The sequence below is a fragment of the Rhizobium chutanense genome, assembly GCF_002531935.1.
Classification (GTDB): Bacteria; Pseudomonadota; Alphaproteobacteria; order Rhizobiales; family Rhizobiaceae; genus Rhizobium; species Rhizobium chutanense.
Genome location: NZ_NWSV01000005.1, coordinates 134972 through 153124 on the forward strand (window position 1 = coordinate 134972; position 18153 = coordinate 153124).

17 protein-coding genes are annotated in these 18153 nt (G+C 61.1%); 9 read left to right on the forward strand and 8 right to left on the reverse strand.

Annotated features, from left to right (window positions below):
- Both CO666_RS10145 and CO666_RS10150 read right to left on the reverse strand, forming a co-directional pair.
- Complete coding sequence (locus CO666_RS10145; protein WP_097611950.1) at window positions 1-1350, reverse strand: LLM class flavin-dependent oxidoreductase; 1350 nt, start codon at window positions 1348-1350, stop codon at window positions 1-3.
- 23 nt (window positions 1351-1373) lie between these two features.
- Window positions 1374-2366, reverse strand: a complete 993-nt coding sequence (locus tag CO666_RS10150) for an LLM class flavin-dependent oxidoreductase (protein ID WP_097611951.1) — start codon at window positions 2364-2366, stop codon at window positions 1374-1376.
- 207 nt (window positions 2367-2573) lie between these two features.
- Between CO666_RS10150 and CO666_RS10155 the strand changes: the two genes are divergently transcribed.
- Window positions 2574-2855 carry a type II toxin-antitoxin system Phd/YefM family antitoxin gene (locus tag CO666_RS10155; RefSeq protein ID WP_018099727.1) on the forward strand — a complete coding sequence of 94 codons (282 nt, stop codon included), beginning with the start codon at window positions 2574-2576 and terminating at the stop codon, window positions 2853-2855.
- Window positions 2855-3178, forward strand: a complete 324-nt coding sequence (locus CO666_RS10160; protein WP_097611952.1) for a type II toxin-antitoxin system RelE/ParE family toxin — start codon at window positions 2855-2857, stop codon at window positions 3176-3178. Before CO666_RS10155 ends, CO666_RS10160 begins: the two co-directional genes overlap by 1 nt.
- 63 nt (window positions 3179-3241) lie before the next feature.
- Here CO666_RS10160 and repC read toward each other — a convergent pair whose 3' ends face one another.
- The 4 genes from repC to CO666_RS34130 form a co-directional block, all read right to left on the reverse strand.
- A complete protein-coding gene (gene repC, locus CO666_RS10165; RefSeq protein ID WP_097611953.1) occupies window positions 3242-4546 on the reverse strand; it encodes a plasmid replication protein RepC in 1305 nt (434 codons plus the stop codon).
- A gap of 199 nt (window positions 4547-4745) precedes the next feature.
- Entirely contained in the window at window positions 4746-5735 is a 990-nt protein-coding gene (gene repB / locus CO666_RS10170) for a plasmid partitioning protein RepB (RefSeq protein WP_097611954.1), read from the reverse strand.
- Window positions 5732-6949, reverse strand: coding sequence for a plasmid partitioning protein RepA (repA, locus tag CO666_RS10175; protein WP_097611955.1), 1218 nt, complete (start codon window positions 6947-6949; stop codon window positions 5732-5734). The genes repB and repA overlap by 4 nt, the downstream gene beginning before the upstream one ends.
- Window positions 6950-7231: 282 nt before the next feature.
- Window positions 7232-7408 carry a hypothetical protein gene (locus CO666_RS34130; protein ID WP_164740441.1) on the reverse strand — a complete coding sequence of 59 codons (177 nt, stop codon included), beginning with the start codon at window positions 7406-7408 and terminating at the stop codon, window positions 7232-7234.
- Window positions 7409-8334: 926 nt separating this feature from the next.
- Between CO666_RS34130 and CO666_RS10180 the strand changes: the two genes are divergently transcribed.
- Window positions 8335-9819, forward strand: coding sequence for a DUF1254 domain-containing protein (locus tag CO666_RS10180; RefSeq protein ID WP_097611956.1), 1485 nt, complete (start codon window positions 8335-8337; stop codon window positions 9817-9819).
- Between the two features lie 52 nt (window positions 9820-9871).
- On the opposite strand, the gene CO666_RS10185 is transcribed toward CO666_RS10180, so the two are convergent.
- Together CO666_RS10185 and CO666_RS10190 are read right to left on the reverse strand one after the other, a co-directional pair.
- Window positions 9872-10663: a hypothetical protein gene (locus CO666_RS10185; protein WP_097611957.1), complete on the reverse strand. Its 792-nt coding sequence runs from the start codon at window positions 10661-10663 to the stop codon at window positions 9872-9874.
- 163 nt (window positions 10664-10826) lie between these two features.
- Complete coding sequence (locus CO666_RS10190) at window positions 10827-11909, reverse strand: ROK family protein (protein WP_097611958.1); 1083 nt, start codon at window positions 11907-11909, stop codon at window positions 10827-10829.
- 172 nt (window positions 11910-12081) lie between these two features.
- Here CO666_RS10190 and otsB point away from each other — a divergent pair, with 172 nt between their 5' ends.
- The 6 genes from otsB (at window position 12082) to CO666_RS10220 (ending at window position 18118) form a co-directional block, all read left to right on the forward strand.
- Window positions 12082-12813 carry a trehalose-phosphatase gene (otsB, locus tag CO666_RS10195; protein ID WP_179869661.1) on the forward strand — a complete coding sequence of 244 codons (732 nt, stop codon included), beginning with the start codon at window positions 12082-12084 and terminating at the stop codon, window positions 12811-12813.
- Between the two features lie 201 nt (window positions 12814-13014).
- Complete coding sequence (locus CO666_RS10200; RefSeq protein WP_097611960.1) at window positions 13015-13899, forward strand: helix-turn-helix domain-containing protein; 885 nt, start codon at window positions 13015-13017, stop codon at window positions 13897-13899.
- A 241-nt stretch (window positions 13900-14140) separates the two neighbouring features.
- Window positions 14141-15214 (forward strand): ABC transporter substrate-binding protein, encoded by a 1074-nt coding sequence (locus tag CO666_RS10205; protein ID WP_179869662.1) that lies wholly within the window; start codon window positions 14141-14143, stop codon window positions 15212-15214.
- Window positions 15215-15286: 72 nt separating this feature from the next.
- Window positions 15287-16108 carry an ATP-binding cassette domain-containing protein gene (locus CO666_RS10210; RefSeq protein WP_097611961.1) on the forward strand — a complete coding sequence of 274 codons (822 nt, stop codon included), beginning with the start codon at window positions 15287-15289 and terminating at the stop codon, window positions 16106-16108.
- Entirely contained in the window at window positions 16105-17364 is a 1260-nt protein-coding gene (locus CO666_RS10215) for a sugar ABC transporter permease (RefSeq protein WP_097611962.1), read from the forward strand. Before CO666_RS10210 ends, CO666_RS10215 begins: the two co-directional genes overlap by 4 nt.
- A gap of 25 nt (window positions 17365-17389) precedes the next feature.
- Window positions 17390-18118: an SDR family oxidoreductase gene (locus CO666_RS10220; protein ID WP_097611963.1), complete on the forward strand. Its 729-nt coding sequence runs from the start codon at window positions 17390-17392 to the stop codon at window positions 18116-18118.
- The last annotated feature ends 35 nt before the right edge of the window (window positions 18119-18153 follow it).

Below are 18153 nucleotides of genomic sequence, written 5' to 3' on the forward strand. Positions count from 1 at the left end.
TCAGGCGCCGACAGCCTTTCCGCGCTCGAGCTGATCGGCGCCGGCCGCATAGCGGCTTTCGCGGAAGGGCAGACCGAGATGGTCGCGCAGCGTCTCGCCCTTCAGGACCGGATCGAAATAACCACGTTCGGTAAGGATCGGCAGAACATATCTGGAGAAATCGTCGAAACCCTCGGCGATGACGGGAAAGCCGAGAATGAACCCATCGGCCGCACCCTGCTCCACCCAGCGGATGATCTCGCCGGCGATATGCTCGGCGGTGCCGATGAAGGCGGTGCGCGGTGTTGCCGAATCGAGTGCGACCTGGCGGAGCGTCAGGCCTTTCTCCCGCGCCGTCCTTTTGATGCGGTCGGTGGTGGCGCGGAAATTGTTCCTGCCGATATCGCCGAGTTCGGGGAACGGCTCGTCGAGAGGATAGACGCTGAAATCGTGGTGATCGAAGAAGCGGCCGAGATAGGCGAGTGCCTCCTCTATCGTGACGAGGTTGCGGATGGCCTGGTACTTGGCTTCGGCTTCGTCAGGCGTTGCCCCAACGATCGGGCCGATACCGGGATAGATGCCGACCTCCGCCGCCGGGCGCCCATGGGCAATGACGCTGTCCTTCAGCTGGCGATAAAAGGCCTGCGCCTCCTCGAAAGGCCCACCATTGGTGAAGACGGCATCGGCATGTTTGCCGGCGAGCCTGATGCCGGAATCCGAGGCTCCCGCCTGGAAGACCACCGGCTGGCCCTGCTTGGAACGACCGATGTTGAGCGGCCCCTCAACGCGGAAAAAACGGCCCTTGTGGTTGAGACGATGCATCTTCGCCTTGTCGACAAAGACGCCGGTCTCGCGATTGCGGACGAAAGCGTCGTCGTCCCAGGAATCCCACAGGCCCTTGATCGCATCGATATAGTCCTCGGCGATCTCGTAGCGCAGCTCATGTTCGGGATGTTCGCGGCTGTAGTTGCGCCCCGAGCCCTCGAGTGGTGAGGTGACCGCGTTCCACCCTGCCCGGCCGCCGCTGATGAGATCGATCGAGGCGAACTGGCGGGCAATGGTGAAGGGATCGCTGTAGGAGGTGGAGACCGTGCCGACGAGGCCGATTTTCGAGGTCGAGGCCGCAAGCGCCGAGAGAATGGCGATCGGCTCGAACCGATTGAGAAAATGCGGGATCGACTGCTCGTTGATATAGAGCCCGTCGGCGACGAAGGCGAAGGCGATGCCGGCCGCTTCCGCCTTGCGCGCCGTCTTGACAAAGAAGTCGAAATTGACGCTGGCATCGGCCGGTCCGCTCGGATGTTTCCAGGCATTCATGTGGCCGCCGGGACCCTGCAGCATGATGCCGAACGTGACGTGTTTCTGAGCCATGGGATCGATCTCCTTGAAAACGGTCAGGCGACGAGGGAAAGCCGCTCGGCGGCGAGCAACTCGATGGAAGCCAGTCGCTCGGCGACCGAAAGCGCCGGCGTGTCGAGCACGAACTCCTTGACGCCGTAGCGGCGGTGAAGCGCATCCAATTCCTTGCGGATCTGCTTTGCCGTGCCGTGCAGGACGCTCGGCACCTTCTCCTCGATGTGGTAATCGGTGACACCGGCCTGGCGGGCGAATTCGGCCGCCTGCTCCTCGCTGCCGACATTGACGGTCTGACCGTTCGGCAGGAACACCTTGACGATGCGCAGCTTGCCGACGCGCTCGCGGGCATAGTCCTCGCTTTCGGCGGCGAAGGCTGCGAGCGCCAAGATCGGCCGCTTGCCGCCGGATGCCCGCTCATAGGTCTCGAAGGTCCTGCGCAGATTGTCCGGATCGCCGTTCAGGTGACCGGCAAAAACGAACTCCCAGCCCTTCTCGGCAGCAAGTTCGGCGCTTTCGACGCTGGCGCCGAGCAGGAAACGTTCGGGGGGAGTGGGCGGGAAAGGGGTCGCCTGCGCACCGTCGTAATTCGGGTCGGCGGCAAGATAGGTGTTGAGGTCGGAAAGCTGGTCGGCAAAATCCGGCTTCCTGGACGGATCGACGGCAAGCTGGAGCGCGCGCGTCGACAGCGGAAAACCGCCCGGCGCCTTGCCGACACCGAGATCGACGCGGCCGGGCGCCAGCGAGGCCAGAAGATTGAAGGTCTCGGCAACCTTATAGGCGCTGTAGTGCTGCAGCATGACACCGCCCGAACCGATGCGGATCTTCGAGGTTCTGGCGAGAAGATAGGCGATCAGCGCCTCTGGCGCGGAACTCGCCAGATTGGACATGTTATGATGTTCCGCGACCCAGAAACGGTGATAACCGAGTTCCTCGGCCCGGGCGGCAATCTTGACCGTCGCCCGCAACGCATCCGCCGCGGTAAGCCCCTGTTCGATCGGGCTTTTGTCGAGAAGGCTGAGAAGGTAGGTCATGACACCACGATCCGATCGTTGGTTGCAAAATTTAGTCTATAAAATCAGTAGACAAACTTCTTTATAAGAAATGACTTTCTCTTTCGCAGCCGCTGAAGGAAAAAAACAGGCGCGCACCGAACCTCCCGATCGCATGTCGGGAGGGCTGGCCGAACTCTTCCAATCGACCATTTGATGATCTATATTCTGGTCGAAAGGAGTACCCGCATGAAGCTGTCAGAACAGGTCAAGCCGATCAGCTATCTCAAGGCGCATGCGCCCGAGATCATCCGGACGCTGAAGGATAATCCACAGCCGGTGGTCATTACCCTGCATGGCGAGGCGAAGGCCATTCTTCAGGATGTCGGACAATATGAAGAAACGCAGGAGACGCTGGCGCTCCTGAAAGTGCTGGCGCTCACCAATCGGCAGGTCGACGAGGGCAAATTGCGCCCCGCTGCGGAAAGCTTTGCGCGCATCCGCAAACGTCTGGCCGATAGCCAGTCCTGATGGCCTATCGTGTTCTTTTCGCCGAGGACGCAGAACGCGACATTGAGGATCTCTATCGGTTCATCGCCGGCCGGGACGGCGCCGGAACTGCAGAGCGCGTGCTGAGCGACATCGAAAGCGCCTGCGCCGATCTCGAAGATTTCCCGGCCCGCGGAAATATTCCGAAGGAATTGGCGAGCATTGGAATCTCCGAATATCGCGAACTCCACCACAAGCCATGGCGCCTGATCTATCGCATCCTGGGCACCGATGTCGTCGTCTACTGCGTTGCCGACGGACGCCGCGACATGCAGGCATTTCTGGAGCGCAGGCTCATCCGCTAACACGCACGCAGTTTCAGGGTGTCAGAGCGCGGTGCGACCAAAAGAACGCACGGCGCTCCAAGACTATCCGGCTTTTCGGCCGGCTGGCGCATTGGCCCGCAGCAGCGCCATCAGCATCGGGCCGATCGCAAATTCTCCCTTTTCGCTTCGCCGCGTCAGGCCACGAAGGTAGCCGCCGGCCGAGTTGATGTGGCCACCGCGCTCCAAGATGCAGGCCATCACGGTCGCGGCGTTTTCCGGACCCATCACATCTGCCGCCTCCTGATAGGCCGAGGGACTGACGCCCAGCATCGATCGAACGGTGACGGCCGCAGCCATCAGATCGCGCCAATTGCGGATCGCGCCGCCCGGACCATAGGCAAGGATTTCCGGGCAGGCCTGCAGAACCAGGCCGAGCGGGAAGGTTTTCAGTCCGCCACGCTCATCGTGGTTGCCCGGTTGTCGGCCTGGCGCTTCGTCCTGCCTGTTCGAAACGGCTGCCTCCCCCCTGCCCTGCTCCCGCGCCACGGCGGTTAGCCGGTTGTCTTGCTCAGCCATCGCCCCCTGCTTCGGTTCGAAGCGTGGTTCAAGTTCAGAATTGGAGTCGGGATTTGAATTCTGTATGTGACGCTCGATATGATGGGCATTGCCGCTTTGTTTTGTCGATTTTACCCGAATTTCCAGCCGGTTAAGGATGTCGGCGCGCAGGGCCGTCAATTCATCCAGCAATTGTTCGAGCTGCCCCGTCGTCGGCGACCGAGGCAGGCCTTCGACAAGGTCTCGGAATTCGCCATAGAGGCCTTGCCAATCCCCGGGGATCTCCTCGTCGACGGCCGTCTCGATCAGCTTTGCAACGTCGCGCCGGCAAAGAGTGATCCGTTCGCGCAGCCGCTGGGCATGCAGCCGCTCTGCCGTTACTTCGGCTGCAAGCCGTTCGATCTCCTCGGCGCGGGCAAGCAGCGGCGCCAGCGAGAAACCAAAGGCCTCGTCGACCTCCCCTGCCCTGTCCCTGCGGACATAACGTTTGCCGTTGGGACTGTCCTTGCGCAGCAACAGCCCCGCCTCGACGAGCGCGGCGAGATGGCGCCGGACGGTCTGCTCGGCCATGCCGTGCGTCCTCAGCGAAAGCTGGATATTCGACGGGAATACGATCAAGCCGCTTTGCTCGGCCAGCTCGTTCTTCGGATAAAAGCTTAAGAGCGCGTTGAGCACGGCAAGTGCCCGATCGCTGATGCCGAGCAGCGGCTTTGCTTCGCACAGCGCGCGAAACAACTTCCATTTGTCGACCGACTGATCCGGCTTGATCTCACCGGCCATGACCTGGTTTGCCAGCATGCCAAGCGTCATCGATCGCCGCCCGAAGGGCGTCGTTATATTTCCGATTTCCATCTCTTCCACCTCAACGAGGCAAAAGAAGTCTGCTCGCCAAAACGGCGCCAAAAACTCTTGACAGCGATTCTCGGAAGTGCGATTCTCGGAGGTGTTCAAGACTACGAGGAAAGCTTCCGTGACGGTGACGTTCGGGGGCTTTTTTCTTTTGCGCGTTATCTCCTATCCCGATTGTCAGCTGACAACCGGCCTAACTGCCTCATTTTCCCTCATTTTCCTCTTCGAACTCGGCAGCGAGGCCTGCCAACCGCCGAGCCAGGAATTCCGAAAACGCCGCCGATTTGACGGTGATGCGAAAGGTTTTTCCGGAGCGGCTGACCGAAGCGAGCGTGCCGCCGCTCTGGGTCCGAAGCGTCTGCTCGGCCCGCTGCGGCGCACCCTTTTCTTCCAGCGCCTTCCAGATGGCATCGAAGCGACTATTGCTCTCCAACGCGTGGAAAGCGGCAGCGCCGACTGCGGCCTGCGCCTTCTTCTTCCCGCCGGCCTCCCTGAACTTTTCGGCAAAAGCCAGCCAGCGCGGGCGGCCAACCTTGGGCGCCGGTCCGATTGCAAGAATGATGTCGGGGTCGATCGTCTGCGCTACCTGCAGCAGCCTCGACGTCTCCGGCTTGTCCGTCGCCAGCGCCTGGGCAATCATGTCGCGGCTGAAGCCGTGTTCATCCATGCGCCGTGCAAACAGCGCCCGTTCGATAAAGCTCAAGTCGACACGCGGGCCATTTTCCTGACCCTGTGCGAGGATCAGTTCCTCATCCGTGAGCTTGCGCACGACGGCTTTGACGGGGACCCCGATCTCCGCGGCCGCACGCAGACGCCTGTGGCCGTAGGCGGCTTGGTAATGGCCCGCCTTCACCGGATCCGGCCGCACAAGGATCGGAACCTGCTGTCCGCTTTCCTGGATCGACTGCTTCAGCCGCTCGAACTCGGCATCCCTATCGACCGGGATGCGGTCGCGGATAAAGGACATTTCGACTGCTGCCGGATCGATCTCCAGCACCTTGTCGCCGGCGGCCAGCGATTCGCGCAGCGCCTTGGCGGCCGCCGCTTCTTCACCCAACCGTCCGAGCGACAGGTTCATCGCCTTGACCGCGCCCGAGGGCCGATGCGGCGGCGGCGCAGCCGGCGCCTCCGGCCGTGTCGGCTCCACGGCGCCAACCATGCTCTTCAGGATATCGCGACCTTTTGGGCTCATGTCCTGCTCCACGCACTGCGAATGAGTTGCTCGACCTCGGCATTGACGTTGTCGACGGACTCGACTCCGCGATCATAGGTCTGGCGATGCATCGTCTCGCGTCCCGCCTCGTAGATCGTCTGCTTGGAGAGGCCCGCATCCGAAACCGCCGTCGACTTGACCATCATCGAGGTCAACACACGCTCGCCGAACAGACTGCGCAGGAAGGCGACGATCTGCGCCTGCGGGCCATCATTGGCCTCATAGCGGGTAACCAGATAGCGCATCCAGTCGTAATCGAGATTGCCGCCAGCCTCCTTGACCACGGACAGGAGGTCGGAGGTCATCGTCAGGAACTGGTTCATCGACGCCACGTCGAGCATCTGCGGATGAACGGTAATGAGCACTGAGGTGGCGGCGCAGAGAGCCGACAGCGTCAGGAAGCCGAGGGTAGGGGGGCAATCGATGATGACGACGTCATAGCTCTGCTCCAGCGAATGCAGCGCATTGCCGACCCGCATGAAGAACATGTCCTGGTCGTCGCGGTTGGTGTCGGCCAGCGCCTTTGGGGTATCATGTTCGAATTCGTGCAGTTCGAGATTGCCGGGGATGAGATCGAGGCCGGGGAAATAGGTCTGGCGGACGATGTCGCCAACGTCGCGACGCGTCTCGTCATATTTGATGGCGCCGTAAAGCGTCTCGTTTTCGCCGACGTCGAATTCCGGCTGATATCCAAGCATCGCCGACATCGACGCCTGCGGGTCGAGATCGACGGCGAGGACACGATAGCCGCGGAGCGCCAAGAACTGCGCCAGATGGATTGACGTCGTCGTCTTGCCCGAGCCGCCTTTGAAATTGGTGACGGCGATCACCTGGAGATGGTCGCCCGGCCGGCGCATCGGCAGATAGGAGGGTTTGGTGCGCCCGAGATGCTGGCGCATCGCATGGATTTCCTCGAGGGAGAACACCCGGCGCCCGGACGCCGTCTTTTCGGGATTGATGCTTTCGACCTGAGCGGCGAGGTGGCGAACGTAGCTGTCGGTGACGCCGAGCAGCTTGGCGGCCTCGGTGCTGCTGAATCGCCGCAGGGATTTGCGGGCATCGGGCGAAAACAAACGCTCGAACAGCACCTGCAGCTGGCTGCTGAGCATCGTCGAGTCCTGCGCGATCGTCTCATCGATCGAGACTTGACTCGCTCTCTTGGCTTTCTCAACAATCGCGGCCTTGGTCGGCATTCACGCAAATCCTGATAAATCGGGTAATTTTGCGCAAATGATCGTGAGTCTGGTGAGTCGGTCAAGCGATTTCTTGGTTAGCGCATATATAACAAACCGGATTCGATGAGAAAATCCTGTGGAATTCCGGAATCTTAGCGCAATTGTCAGCTGACAATGGCGGCCACGCCGCATTCCGCCGAAGCCGGCCTGAACGATCGCCACACATTTTCGAAAGAACTAACCGCCATTGCCGACTCAGAGCGACTTCCGTCGCTTGGCTGAGATCGCCTCAGCCAATGCTCATTTATAGGCAGAAGATCGGTACAGGCTTTCGGCCTCCATCCCGCGGACGGGCTCGTTGCCGGAAGACTTGTCATTTGCGTCTTGGGCTTCGGGATCGCGACGGGACGGGGCAAGGCCGAGCATCTGTTCGAGACGGCCGGCATTGAGCGGAGCGCTTATTCCCTTGAAGTTCATCTTCCATCTTTCGTCTGCGTATGGAGCTTGTGTCGAGCATAGAGATAAGCGCAATTTGAACCCGCCGAGAACCGCCTGCCGGCGTTATCACCATCTTTTCGATGTGGGCGGAAAAGGGGAGGGGCTCATCGCTGCCGACAGAATGCGCCGCTACCATTCACAATCGGGGAGAATTGCGACCCGACGAATCGCCTGATGAGGCTTGCCCGGCCGCTGCACTATGCGCCGAACCAGCCGAATGCGCCGACAGCAAGGATTTGCTAAGGCAAGCGCTAGGCGAATCAGGTCGTGGTGGCTATGCTAGAAGGCATTGGAGGGTAGCAAGCCAACCAGCCCCTCTCGCATCTCCCACCAAACCGTATCCTTCCTAGCGGAACTTATCAGCCGCTTTCCTTCCGTTTGCGGAATTCCTCCTTGTTTACCTGCCATTTACCATAAGACGCCGTCAGGCCGATCGACCCCCGCATCGCGGTCGCGCGGCTGGCCTGAGAGAAGCAGATCGCCCCTTGCGGAGCGCTCCGGACAGGAAGCGCCATGCCGGGCCTTGGCATTGACGCGCGTCAATGACGCTCGGACTACGACCGTCTATACGAAGTCTTTGAGACATCTGATGAACGACGGGGAGAAGAAGGCCGGATGAGCACGATCAGGACGATTGCCAGGCTCAGGCCGAACGTCCGGCCCGCAAGCAGCCCCCGTCGGCCACGCCAAACAACGCCCATCGTCTCCTTTCTCTGCGACCCCGGATAGCCGGAGGGCCGGGAAGCTCGCGCGAGACGGCGGAGCGACCATTGATCACGACACCCCAAGTTCAGCTTTCCATCTGCAATCCGAACAGTCACTAGCCATCGGGCAGCTATCTGCCACAGGGGATCCATTCAGCAGGTTCATTCGCATTTCACCTAATTTGACAGTGGGAGGACGCAATGCGTGGTTTGACGGATGATGCCAGAATCCTGTCCTGCGGAGGCAGGCCGGTCACTTTTCTCGCTCTTGGCCTTGCGGCCCTTTCGATCGGCGCGACAGATGCGAGCGCCATCACCCAAGAGGAAGCTCACGCGATCGGCGTGGATGCCTATATTTATTTCTATCCACTGCTATCGATGGACGTCACTCGGAAGCAATTGACCAACGTCGAAGCCAAGGAAGGTGCGATCGGCGGTCCGCCCAATCGGTTCGCCAACATCCCCGCGTTCCCTCCGGCCGACATGAAGGTGGTGGTTCGACCGAATTTCGACACGCTGTATTCGAGCGCCTGGCTTGATCTGACGAAGGAACCGGTCGTGGTTTCGGCTCCCGACACCGGCGGACGCTTCTACCTGCTGCCGATGCTCGACATGTGGACGGATGTGTTTGCGGCTCCGGGCTGGCGAACCACCGGGACGGCGGCCGGCCATTTCCTCATCGCCCCTCCCGGCTGGCGGCCGGATCTGCGCGACGGGTTCGACGAATTCAAGCTGCCGGAAGGCACACAAAGGATCGATGCACCAACCCCCTATGTCTGGATCATCGGCCGGACGAAAACAGACGGCCCCCCAGACTATGACGCCGTTCATAAGGTTCAGGATGGGTACATGGTCACCTTGCTCTCCGAATGGGGCAAAGAGCCAAAACCGGCAGCGGTGAACATCGATTCCTCGGTGGACATGAAGACACCACCCAAGACCCAGGTCGATACTGCTCCGGCGGGAGCCTATTTCGCCTACGCTGCCGAGCTCCTGAAGGTCCATCGGCCGCACCTCACCGATCAGCCGATAATTGCCCGAATGAAGCGGATCGGTCTTGAACCCGGCAAGAGCTTCGATCTTTCCAAGGCGGATGCGATTGTCCAGACGGCACTCGAGACAGTCCCCCAGGACGCTCAGGCGCTGATGGCCTGGAAGGTGAAGACCCTGGCGCGCGTCGCCAATGGCTGGTCGATGAATACCGACACCATGGGCGCCTACGGCAATTACTATCTGAAGCGTGCCATCGTTGCTCAGCAGGGTCTCGGCGCCAACCTGCCGGAGGACGCCATCTATCCGCTCAATCTTGCGGACGAAAACGGCCACCCGCTCGATGGGAAGAGCGACTACACGATCCACTTCGACAAGGAGCAGATTCCGCCGGTCCAAGCCTTCTGGTCCGTGACGCTGTATGACAATGACGGGTTTCAGGTCGCCAATGCCCTCAACCGCTTCGCGGTCAGCAGCTGGATGCCGTTCCAATACAATGCCGATGGCTCGCTCGATCTCTATTTCCAGCACGAGAGCCCCGGCAAGGACAAGGAATGGAACTGGCTGCCCGCACCTGCAGGACCGTACAATCTGACGATGCGGCTCTATGCGCCCGAACCCGATGCCCTGACGGGCAGGTGGAACCCGCCGCCGGTGACGAAAGCCGGCGCAGCATTCCCACTCGCGGCGCAATGACGCGACGAACAGACGGTTGCACGCGGTTTCGATTGGCTCTTGTGATGACTGACTAAAAGCGGACTTCGAGCCCGAGTACGGGGCCCTGCTGAACGACGTCGAACACAAAGCCGTCCTTGCTGTAATCAACGCCCAGAGCGCGATATCCAGCAACGGCAGATACGCTGTCGGTGAAGCGATAGCCGATCGCTGCCGCGACGTCCCAGTCGAGGTCGGCGCCGCCGGCCCCGACAAAGCCCCATCCGGTTAGATAAACTTCAGGCGTCAATGAATAGGTGCCACGAAAGCCGGCCAGCGCGTCCACCCAGGTCGCGTCGTCGGTTTTGGAAACTCCGTCGAGAAGGCCACCGCTGAAGGAGAGTTCGCTTTCGACGGCCCAGACGCGCAAGCCGGCCGCGATCTCAAGGCGCGCGGCCTCGTCCTCGTAGATCGCGTAGCCGGCCCCGAGAAAGCCGGCGAAGGTCTCGGACGTGAGTTCGACATCGTCGGCAAGAATGCCTCTCGGCGTGCCGCTTTGACCGGAAATCTTCGTGTACATCACATCGGCGAAGATGCTGTAAGGTCCATATCGAGCGTCCCCGATGGCCATCGCGCCGAAATCAAGATGGTCGAAAATGTCGCTGAAGCTCGTATCGACATGGGCCGCGGGCAATCCGAACTGCGCGACGTCCCCCGAAAGCCCTGCTGCCCAGAAATAGGGCGCGACGGAAACCGTCCAGCCGCTCTCGGTGCTGACCTTCTGGCCCTCCGGCGTCATCGGCGAATAGATGTCTGCAGCCATCGTGCCGCCCGCAACGAAGATGCCCCCGGCCGCCGCCAGGGCTCTGATCAGGTAAAACGACATGGTGGTCCCTCCGTCACGGTCGCTTCAGTCTCGATTCCCTACTCCAATGCGAACATGATCGAGGACCACGGTTTAAACAAGCATTTTCTAAAATTCTACGTTCGATGTCTTTACCGAGTGCAACGGGTCAGTCAGCGAAGGCTGGGTCAGTTCTTGGCAAGCGCTATCGCGGTTTTATTCCATCGCGATTGGTGAAATGCGCATTGCCCAAACCCGTGCCGATGGTCAGCACCGCCCATCTCGACACGTCGGTCATGAACGGGATCTGCGACAATCCCTGCACGACGGCATCGTTGTGCATCATCACGAACGTGCTGTCGTCGCCGATCTCAGGAATGGCCTTCATCAGCGCGGCGGGAAGGTTGAAGCTGTCGCTTTCCCAGTTTCCGCCGGGCAGGTTCTGTCCGCCGCGTTCGATCGAGCCATCGGGTTTGATGATGCCGGGGCAGGCGATGCCGATGATCGGAGCAGGTTTCAGATTGGCCTTTTCGGCCTTGTCGATCAACTGCTGCAACATCGCCGCCAGCCTCTCGACCGTTGCCGTACGGCTCGGCTCGTCGTCGGCGTGACGCCAGATGCTTGATTCCCAGACACTCGCCTCTGCAAGTTGGGTTTCTCCGTCTCCGAATTTCACCACGCCGGCGCGAACATTCGTGCCGCCAATGTCGACGGCGAGCATGGCTTCATGGCCCTTGAACATCCAGGAGGGCATGAGGTGGACCGCTCCAATCAGTCCGGCCTCATCGGGATGATGAACGATCGGCACCACCTCGACGTCGATGCCGGCCGCCTTGAGAATGACCATCGTCCTCGCGATCGTCAGTTCGCCAAAGTGGCTCCGCCGGAAGCCGCCGCCAACAACGATGCGTTCCGTCCTTCCCCACCGCTTGTCCTTCAGGAACTTGCCGATCACATCGGCAAAGTCCTGCGCAAAATCCTCGACGGCCCCCATGATCAGCGCCGCCGCTTCCAGATCATCGCCCTTTAGGAGAGCGTCGATTTTCTTTTTGGAGAGCTTTCCCGTCGCAATCTTGCCGATCGGATCGTCTCCGACTTTGCGGAGGCGTTTTCGCAACTCGTCGAGTTTCAGTTGGAAGGTCTTCTTGTTGGCGTTGTCGCCGACGAAGCCATCCTTGTCACGAAGCTCATTGTTGTAATCGTCGATGGTCACCGCCGGCAGAACCGTCGCGCCATGCGCTAACGGGGCATTGAATTCATCATGGCGCTCCGGATTGCTTTTGACCATCAAAGTACCTTTCGCTGTGCGAGCGCTTGAACGGTGGGCGAATTTTAACGCGGATTTGCCCATGGATGTTCCAGAGGCAGATAACCATCTTGCCCTCGACGGCCTGCGACCTAGCTTCAATGATTGCAGGAATTTGGAGAAGACCGTGCAGGATGACGCCGCGACCCAGGAAATGCTTTCAATGGTGTTGGAAGAACCGGAGCGCTGGGCGATGTTTCTCGACATCGACGGAACGCTGCTCAACCTTGCGCCGACACCGGATGCAATCGAAGTTCCCGAGGCTCTTCCGGGACAGCTTCATCGCCTGTCGAACAAGCTCGGCGGCGCCCTGGCACTGGTCACCGGACGATCGCTTGCCTATGCGGACGCACTGTTCAAACCCTTTGCATTTCCGACGGCAGGCCTTCACGGCGCGGAAATCAGGAGCGCTGCCGGAATGCACACCGTCGAGGCCACACCTGAATTCCAGGCGCTGAAGCATGCGCTGACGACGGAAGCCGAGCACTATCCAGGCGTTCTGATCGAGGATAAAGGCGCGGCCGTCGCCGCGCATTACCGGCTGGCACCCGACTATGAAAAGATCCTCGAAGAGCGGATGCATCATTATGCGGAGCTTGCCGGGCCGAACTGGGCATTGCAGCTCGGCAAAATGGTCTTCGAACTGCGGCCGGCACGGTCGAGCAAGGGGGATGCGCTGGAGCGGTTTTTTCAAGCCGACCCCTTCAAGAACAGGAACCCGATCACCATTGGCGATGATCTGACCGACGAGTCGATGTTTGCGATCGCCAATGCACGCGGCGGCGTCTCCGTGCGTGTCGGCGCGATCGGCGCCCCGAGCTGTGCCACGAGCCGGCTGTCCTCGGCGGCGCTGGTCAGGAACGTCATTGCCGCCCTGGCGGCCTGAGATACGTCCCTGGAGGACGAGCGATGCCCGTTGCTGCCGTCTTTACACCGGCTGCGCGACGCCAATCATCAAAAAAGTATCGGTTTTGACCGGGAATCGTGGTGGCGGGCGTGAAACGAGCCCACTACACTCGCCTACAACAATAAGCCAAACGGGAATTTGGCGTGCGGACTTGGAACCCGCCCCTCGGAGGAGGAAACAATGGAACCTGACTTGGAAGTCGTTCAGATCAGGCCGGGCGAATCCTTCGCAACGAAGGCGCATGGCTATCCCTATCATACGGTGCGCTGGCATTTTCATCCGGAATACGAACTCCATCTCGTCGTGGCGACAACCGGGCGTTACTTCGTCGGCGATTTCATCGGGGAGTTCGAGCCGGGCAATCTGGTGCTTGCCGGCCCCAATCTTCCCCACAATTGGATCAGCGACGTTCCAAAAGGATCGAGCATTCCGCTTCGATGCCAGCTTATCCAGTTCAGCGAAAACTTCATCAGCGACACGATGAAAGTGCTGGCCGAACTCGGCCCCTTCGAGCCGGTTCTCGAAGCGTCCCGCCGCGGCGTGCTCTTCGGCGCCGAGACCAGCCGGCAGGTGGCGCCGCTGATGAACGAGGTGCAGCAGGCACAGGGCGTACGGCGCATCGAGCTCTTCATGATGATGGTCGGCCTGCTCAGCCGGGCACAGGATGCTCAGCTTCTTGCCAGCCCCAGCTATCTGCCCGATCCGTCCGGTTACATGTCGGCCGGGATCAACAAGGCGCTCGCCTATATCCGGGAGAACCTGACGAAATCCTTCGACGAAGCCGATCTCGCCGGGATTGCCGAACAGTCCACAGGCGCCTTTTCGCGCGCCTTCCGCCGCCATACCGGCATGTCGCTCGTGCAATATGTGAAACGTCTGCGCATCAATCTCGCCTGCCAGATCCTGATGAGCGACGACCACGCCTCGATCACCGATATCTGCTTCGAAGTCGGCTTCAACAATCTATCCAACTTCAACCGCCAATTTCTCGCGGAAAAAGGCATGACGCCGTCCCGCTTCCGGCGGTTGCTGGGTGACAATATCAACGTGGCGAAGGCGGCCTGAGCCAGCCGCACGAGAAGTACCAGGAAAGCCCGCCGAAGACAGCGAACAGGGAGGACGAGGAGGAGGAACCCAAACCGACACTGATTTGGACGCGAGCGCGCAACGAGCGGTTCGCGACGGGAGACGCTTGTCCTGAGACAAACTGCAAACCGCCGGGACAGGCATGGTCGTTCGTTCAGTCGAACGGCCACAGCAGAACAATGCAACGACGAAGCTACACAATTTTTTCCAATGGGAGGAGATGGAAATGATGAAATTCTCGATGAAGGCGGCAGGTGCCGCAGCATTTGCCCTGTCCCTGCTTGGCGGGACGTCCGCCTTTGCCCAAAGCGCCGTTGCCGATGCGACGGTCGCCTTCCTGATGCCCGACCAGGGCTCGACCCGTTACGAAGAGCACGACCATCCGGGCTTCGTCGCGGAGATGAAGAAGCTCTGCGCGTCCTGCAAGGTCCTCTATCAGAATGCCGACGCCGATATTGCCAAACAGCAGCAGCAGTTCAATTCGGCGATCACCCAGGGCGCCAAGGTCATCGTGCTCGATCCGGTGGATTCGGCAGCGGCCGCATCGCTTGTCCAGCTCGCCCAGAGCCAGGGCGTCAAGGTCATCGCCTATGATCGCCCGATCCCGAAGGGCAAGGCCGATTTCTACGTCTCCTTCGACAACAAGGCGATCGGCAAGGCGATCGCGGAATCGCTCGTCCAGCATCTGAAGGCGAAGAATGTGCCGACCGATGGCGGCGGCATTCTGCAGATCAACGGTTCGCCGACCGATGCCGCCGCCGGATTGATCAAGGACGGCATTCACGAGGGTCTTGCCAGCGGCGGCTATAAGACGCTTGCCGAATTCGACACGCCGAACTGGCAGCCGGCGAATGCCCAGCAATGGGCGGCCGGCCAGATCACCCGTTTCGGCAAGCAGATTGTCGGCGTCGTCGCCGCCAATGACGGCACCGGCGGTGGCGCCATCGCCGCCTTCAAGGCAGCCGGTGTCGATCCCGTGCCGCCGGTGACCGGCAATGACGCGACGATCGCCGCACTGCAGCTGATCATATCGGGGGATCAGTACAACACGATCTCCAAGCCGAGCGAAATCGTCGCCGCGGCCGCGGCCGACGTCGCCGTCAAGCTCTTGGCGGGCGAAACGATCAAGGCCGAGATGACGCTTTACGACACGCCGGCGCAGCTCTTCGTCCCTGCCGTCGTCACCGCCGAAAACCTCAAGGCCGAGATCATCGACAAGAAGATCAACACGGCCGAGGAACTGTGCACCGGCCGTTATGCCGACGGCTGCAAGAAGCTCGGCATCACCCAATAATCGAGCCAAGGGAAGCGCGGCCGGATCGCCGGTCGCGCTTCCGGTTTTTGCTTCTTTCCGAAAGGCCAGGCGATGTCTGAAACCTCTCATAGCCTTGACGGCTCCCGCCAGCCTGTCCTCAGCCTGCGCGGAATATCGAAAAACTTCGGGGCCGTGTCGGCGCTCACCGATATCGAGCTCGACGTTCATGCCGGCGAGGTTGTGGCGCTGGTCGGCGACAATGGCGCCGGCAAATCGACGCTGGTCAAGATCCTGGCCGGCGTGCATCAGCCGAGCTCGGGCACCATCCTGTTCGAGGGAAAACAGGCAAACCTGTCGAGCCCAAGTGCCGCCCTCGACCTCGGCATTGCCACCGTCTTCCAGGATCTGGCCCTTTGCGAAAATCTCGATGTGGTCGCCAATATCTTTCTCGGCAAGGAGCTCAATCCGTTCCAGCTCGACGAGGTCGCGATGGAGATCCGCGCCTGGAAGCTGCTGAACGAGCTTTCGGCCCGAATCCCCAGCGTGCGCGAGCCCGTCGCCTCGCTCTCCGGCGGCCAGCGCCAGACCGTGGCGATCGCCCGGTCGCTGCTGCTCGAACCGAAACTGATAATGCTCGATGAACCGACGGCAGCGCTTGGTGTCGCCCAGACCGCCGAGGTGCTGGATCTGATCGAGCGCGTGCGTGAACGCGGCCTCGCCGTCATCATGATCAGCCACAATATGGAGGATGTGCGTGCGGTCGCCGACCGCATCGTCGTGCTTCGGCTCGGGCGCAACAACGGCACCTTCATGCCCGACGCTTCCAACGAAGAGCTCGTCAGCGCGATCACCGGCGCATCCAACAATTCCGTCTCCCGCCGCGCCACGCGCCGCAAGGCACAAAGCCTAGAGAACGAGGAGGGAAGACCATGATGAAGACCTTGCAGAACGAACCGGCAGCGCCTGTTCTCCTCGACCGGCGTGACGAAAGGGTGCGCCATGACGATAGCCTTGCCGGCTCGATCCGCGCCTTTTGGGATCGCATCCGCTCCGGCGACCTCGGCTCGCTGCCTGTCATCGTCGGCCTGGCGATCATCTGGACGGTCTTTCAGGCGCTCAATCCGGTGTTTCTCTCCAGCGCCAACCTCGTCAACATGCTGTTCGATTGCTCGACGGTCGGCGTCATCTCGCTCGGCATCGTCTGCATCCTGATGGTCGGAGAAATCGATCTGTCCGTCGGCTCCGTCAGCGGTTTCGCCTCGGCGCTCACCGGCGTCTTCTGGATCAACCAGGGCTGGCCGGTGGTGCTGGCCATTCTCGCCGCTATGGTTGTCGGCGCCTTGATCGGCTCGCTCTATGCCTTCCTCTTCAACCGCTTCGGCATGCCGAGCTTCGTCTCCACCCTGTCGGGACTGCTCGCGGTTCTCGGCCTGCAGCTCTATATCCTCGGCTCGACCGGTTCGATCAATCTGACCTATGGCTCCTGGCTGGTGAATTTCGGGCAGATCATGGTGATGCCGGACGTGGTCGCCTATGCGCTCATTGCGCTGGCCGGCATTGCCTTCTTTTTTTCCAGCTACCGCACGGCGGCACGACGACGGGCTGCCGGCCTATCCTCGAAATCGGTCACAGGATTGCTTCTGCGCGCCGTCGTCGTCACCGTCGCCCTGGAAGCGGTCGCTTTCTATCTCAACCAGTCGCGCGGCATCCCTTGGATGTTCGGCCTTTTCGTCGGGCTCGTCGCTGCCATGAATTATGCGCTGACCCGCACCAAATGGGGGCGCTCCATGCAGGCCGTCGGCGGCAACAGAGAGGCTGCCCGCCGCTCAGGCATCAACGTGTCGCGCATCTATGCCAGTGCCTTCGTCACCTGTGCCCTGCTTGCAGCGACCGGGGGCGTGCTTTCAGCCGCGCGGCTGGCGACCGCCAGCCAGCAGGCCGGCACCGGCGACGTCAATCTCAACGCCATCGCTGCGGCGGTCATCGGCGGCACCAGCCTGTTCGGCGGGCGCGGCAGCGCCTATTCGGCCCTTCTCGGCATCATCGTCATCCAGTCGATCGCCAGCGGGCTGACGCTCCTCGATCTGTCGTCGTCGCTTCGGTACATGATCACGGGGGCCGTGCTTGCCGTCGCCGTCATCGTCGACTCGCTGGCACGCCGATCGCGCATTTCGCACGGCAGGGCCTAAATCAACAGGAAAGCAGAGGAAGAAAATGGGACAGGATCTGTCTGGAAAAGTCGCGGCCGTCACCGGAGCGGCATCGGGTATCGGCCTGGAATGCGCCAAGGCCATGCTTGCCGCCGGCGCACGGGTCGTGCTGGTGGACCGCAACGAGGAGGGTTTGAGGGAAATCTGCTCGACGCTCGGTGCAGACGCTATTCCGTTGGTCATCGATCTCATGGATCCGAAGAGCATGGCTCAGATGATGCCTGCGATTTTGGAGGAGACAGGCCAGCTGGATATCTTCCACGCCAATGCCGGCTCCTATATCGGCGGCGAGGTGCTCACCGGCGACCCCGACGCCTGGGATCGGATGCTCAATCTCAACGTCAACGCCGCCTTCCGGTCGGTCCATGCCGTCCTGCCGCATATGGTCGAACGCAGGACCGGCGATATCATTCTGACGAGTTCGGTTGCGGGGATGATCCCCGTCGTCTGGGAGCCGATCTATACGGCCTCGAAACATGCGGTTCAGGCCTTCGTCCATACGCTCCGACGGCAGGTGGCCAAACACGGCCTGCGTGTCGGCGCCATCGCGCCCGGCCCCGTCGTCACCGCACTTCTCAGCGACTGGCCGCAGGAGAAGCTGGATGAGGCGCTTGCCGCCGGCGGCCTGATGGAACCGAAGGAAGTGGCCGAAGCCGTTCTCTTCATGCTGACCCGCCCGCGCAACATCACCATCCGCGATCTCGTCATCCTGCCGCAGAGCACCGACATCTGACGAGGATGCGCCGCCGATAATCGCAGAAAGGAAAC

Bases quoted from the DNA above. Each gene is read 5' to 3' on its own strand.
- CO666_RS10145 (WP_097611950.1), bottom strand. From the start codon at position 1,350: ATGGCTCAGAAACACGTCACGTTCGGCATCATGCTGCAGGGTCCCGGC.
- CO666_RS10150 (WP_097611951.1), bottom strand. From the start codon at position 2,366: ATGACCTACCTTCTCAGCCTTCTCGACAAAAGCCCGATCGAACAGGGG.
- CO666_RS10155 (WP_018099727.1), top strand. From the start codon at position 2,574: ATGAAGCTGTCAGAACAGGTCAAGCCGATCAGCTATCTCAAGGCGCAT.
- CO666_RS10160 (WP_097611952.1), top strand. From the start codon at position 2,855: ATGGCCTATCGTGTTCTTTTCGCCGAGGACGCAGAACGCGACATTGAG.
- repC (WP_097611953.1), bottom strand. From the start codon at position 4,546: ATGGAAATCGGAAATATAACGACGCCCTTCGGGCGGCGATCGATGACG.
- repB (WP_097611954.1), bottom strand. From the start codon at position 5,735: ATGAGCCCAAAAGGTCGCGATATCCTGAAGAGCATGGTTGGCGCCGTG.
- repA (WP_097611955.1), bottom strand. From the start codon at position 6,949: ATGCCGACCAAGGCCGCGATTGTTGAGAAAGCCAAGAGAGCGAGTCAA.
- CO666_RS34130 (WP_164740441.1), bottom strand. From the start codon at position 7,408: ATGAACTTCAAGGGAATAAGCGCTCCGCTCAATGCCGGCCGTCTCGAA.
- CO666_RS10180 (WP_097611956.1), top strand. From the start codon at position 8,335: ATGCGTGGTTTGACGGATGATGCCAGAATCCTGTCCTGCGGAGGCAGG.
- CO666_RS10185 (WP_097611957.1), bottom strand. From the start codon at position 10,663: ATGTCGTTTTACCTGATCAGAGCCCTGGCGGCGGCCGGGGGCATCTTC.
- CO666_RS10190 (WP_097611958.1), bottom strand. From the start codon at position 11,909: ATGGTCAAAAGCAATCCGGAGCGCCATGATGAATTCAATGCCCCGTTA.
- otsB (WP_179869661.1), top strand. From the start codon at position 12,082: ATGCTTTCAATGGTGTTGGAAGAACCGGAGCGCTGGGCGATGTTTCTC.
- CO666_RS10200 (WP_097611960.1), top strand. From the start codon at position 13,015: ATGGAACCTGACTTGGAAGTCGTTCAGATCAGGCCGGGCGAATCCTTC.
- CO666_RS10205 (WP_179869662.1), top strand. From the start codon at position 14,141: ATGGAAATGATGAAATTCTCGATGAAGGCGGCAGGTGCCGCAGCATTT.
- CO666_RS10210 (WP_097611961.1), top strand. From the start codon at position 15,287: ATGTCTGAAACCTCTCATAGCCTTGACGGCTCCCGCCAGCCTGTCCTC.
- CO666_RS10215 (WP_097611962.1), top strand. From the start codon at position 16,105: ATGATGAAGACCTTGCAGAACGAACCGGCAGCGCCTGTTCTCCTCGAC.
- CO666_RS10220 (WP_097611963.1), top strand. From the start codon at position 17,390: ATGGGACAGGATCTGTCTGGAAAAGTCGCGGCCGTCACCGGAGCGGCA.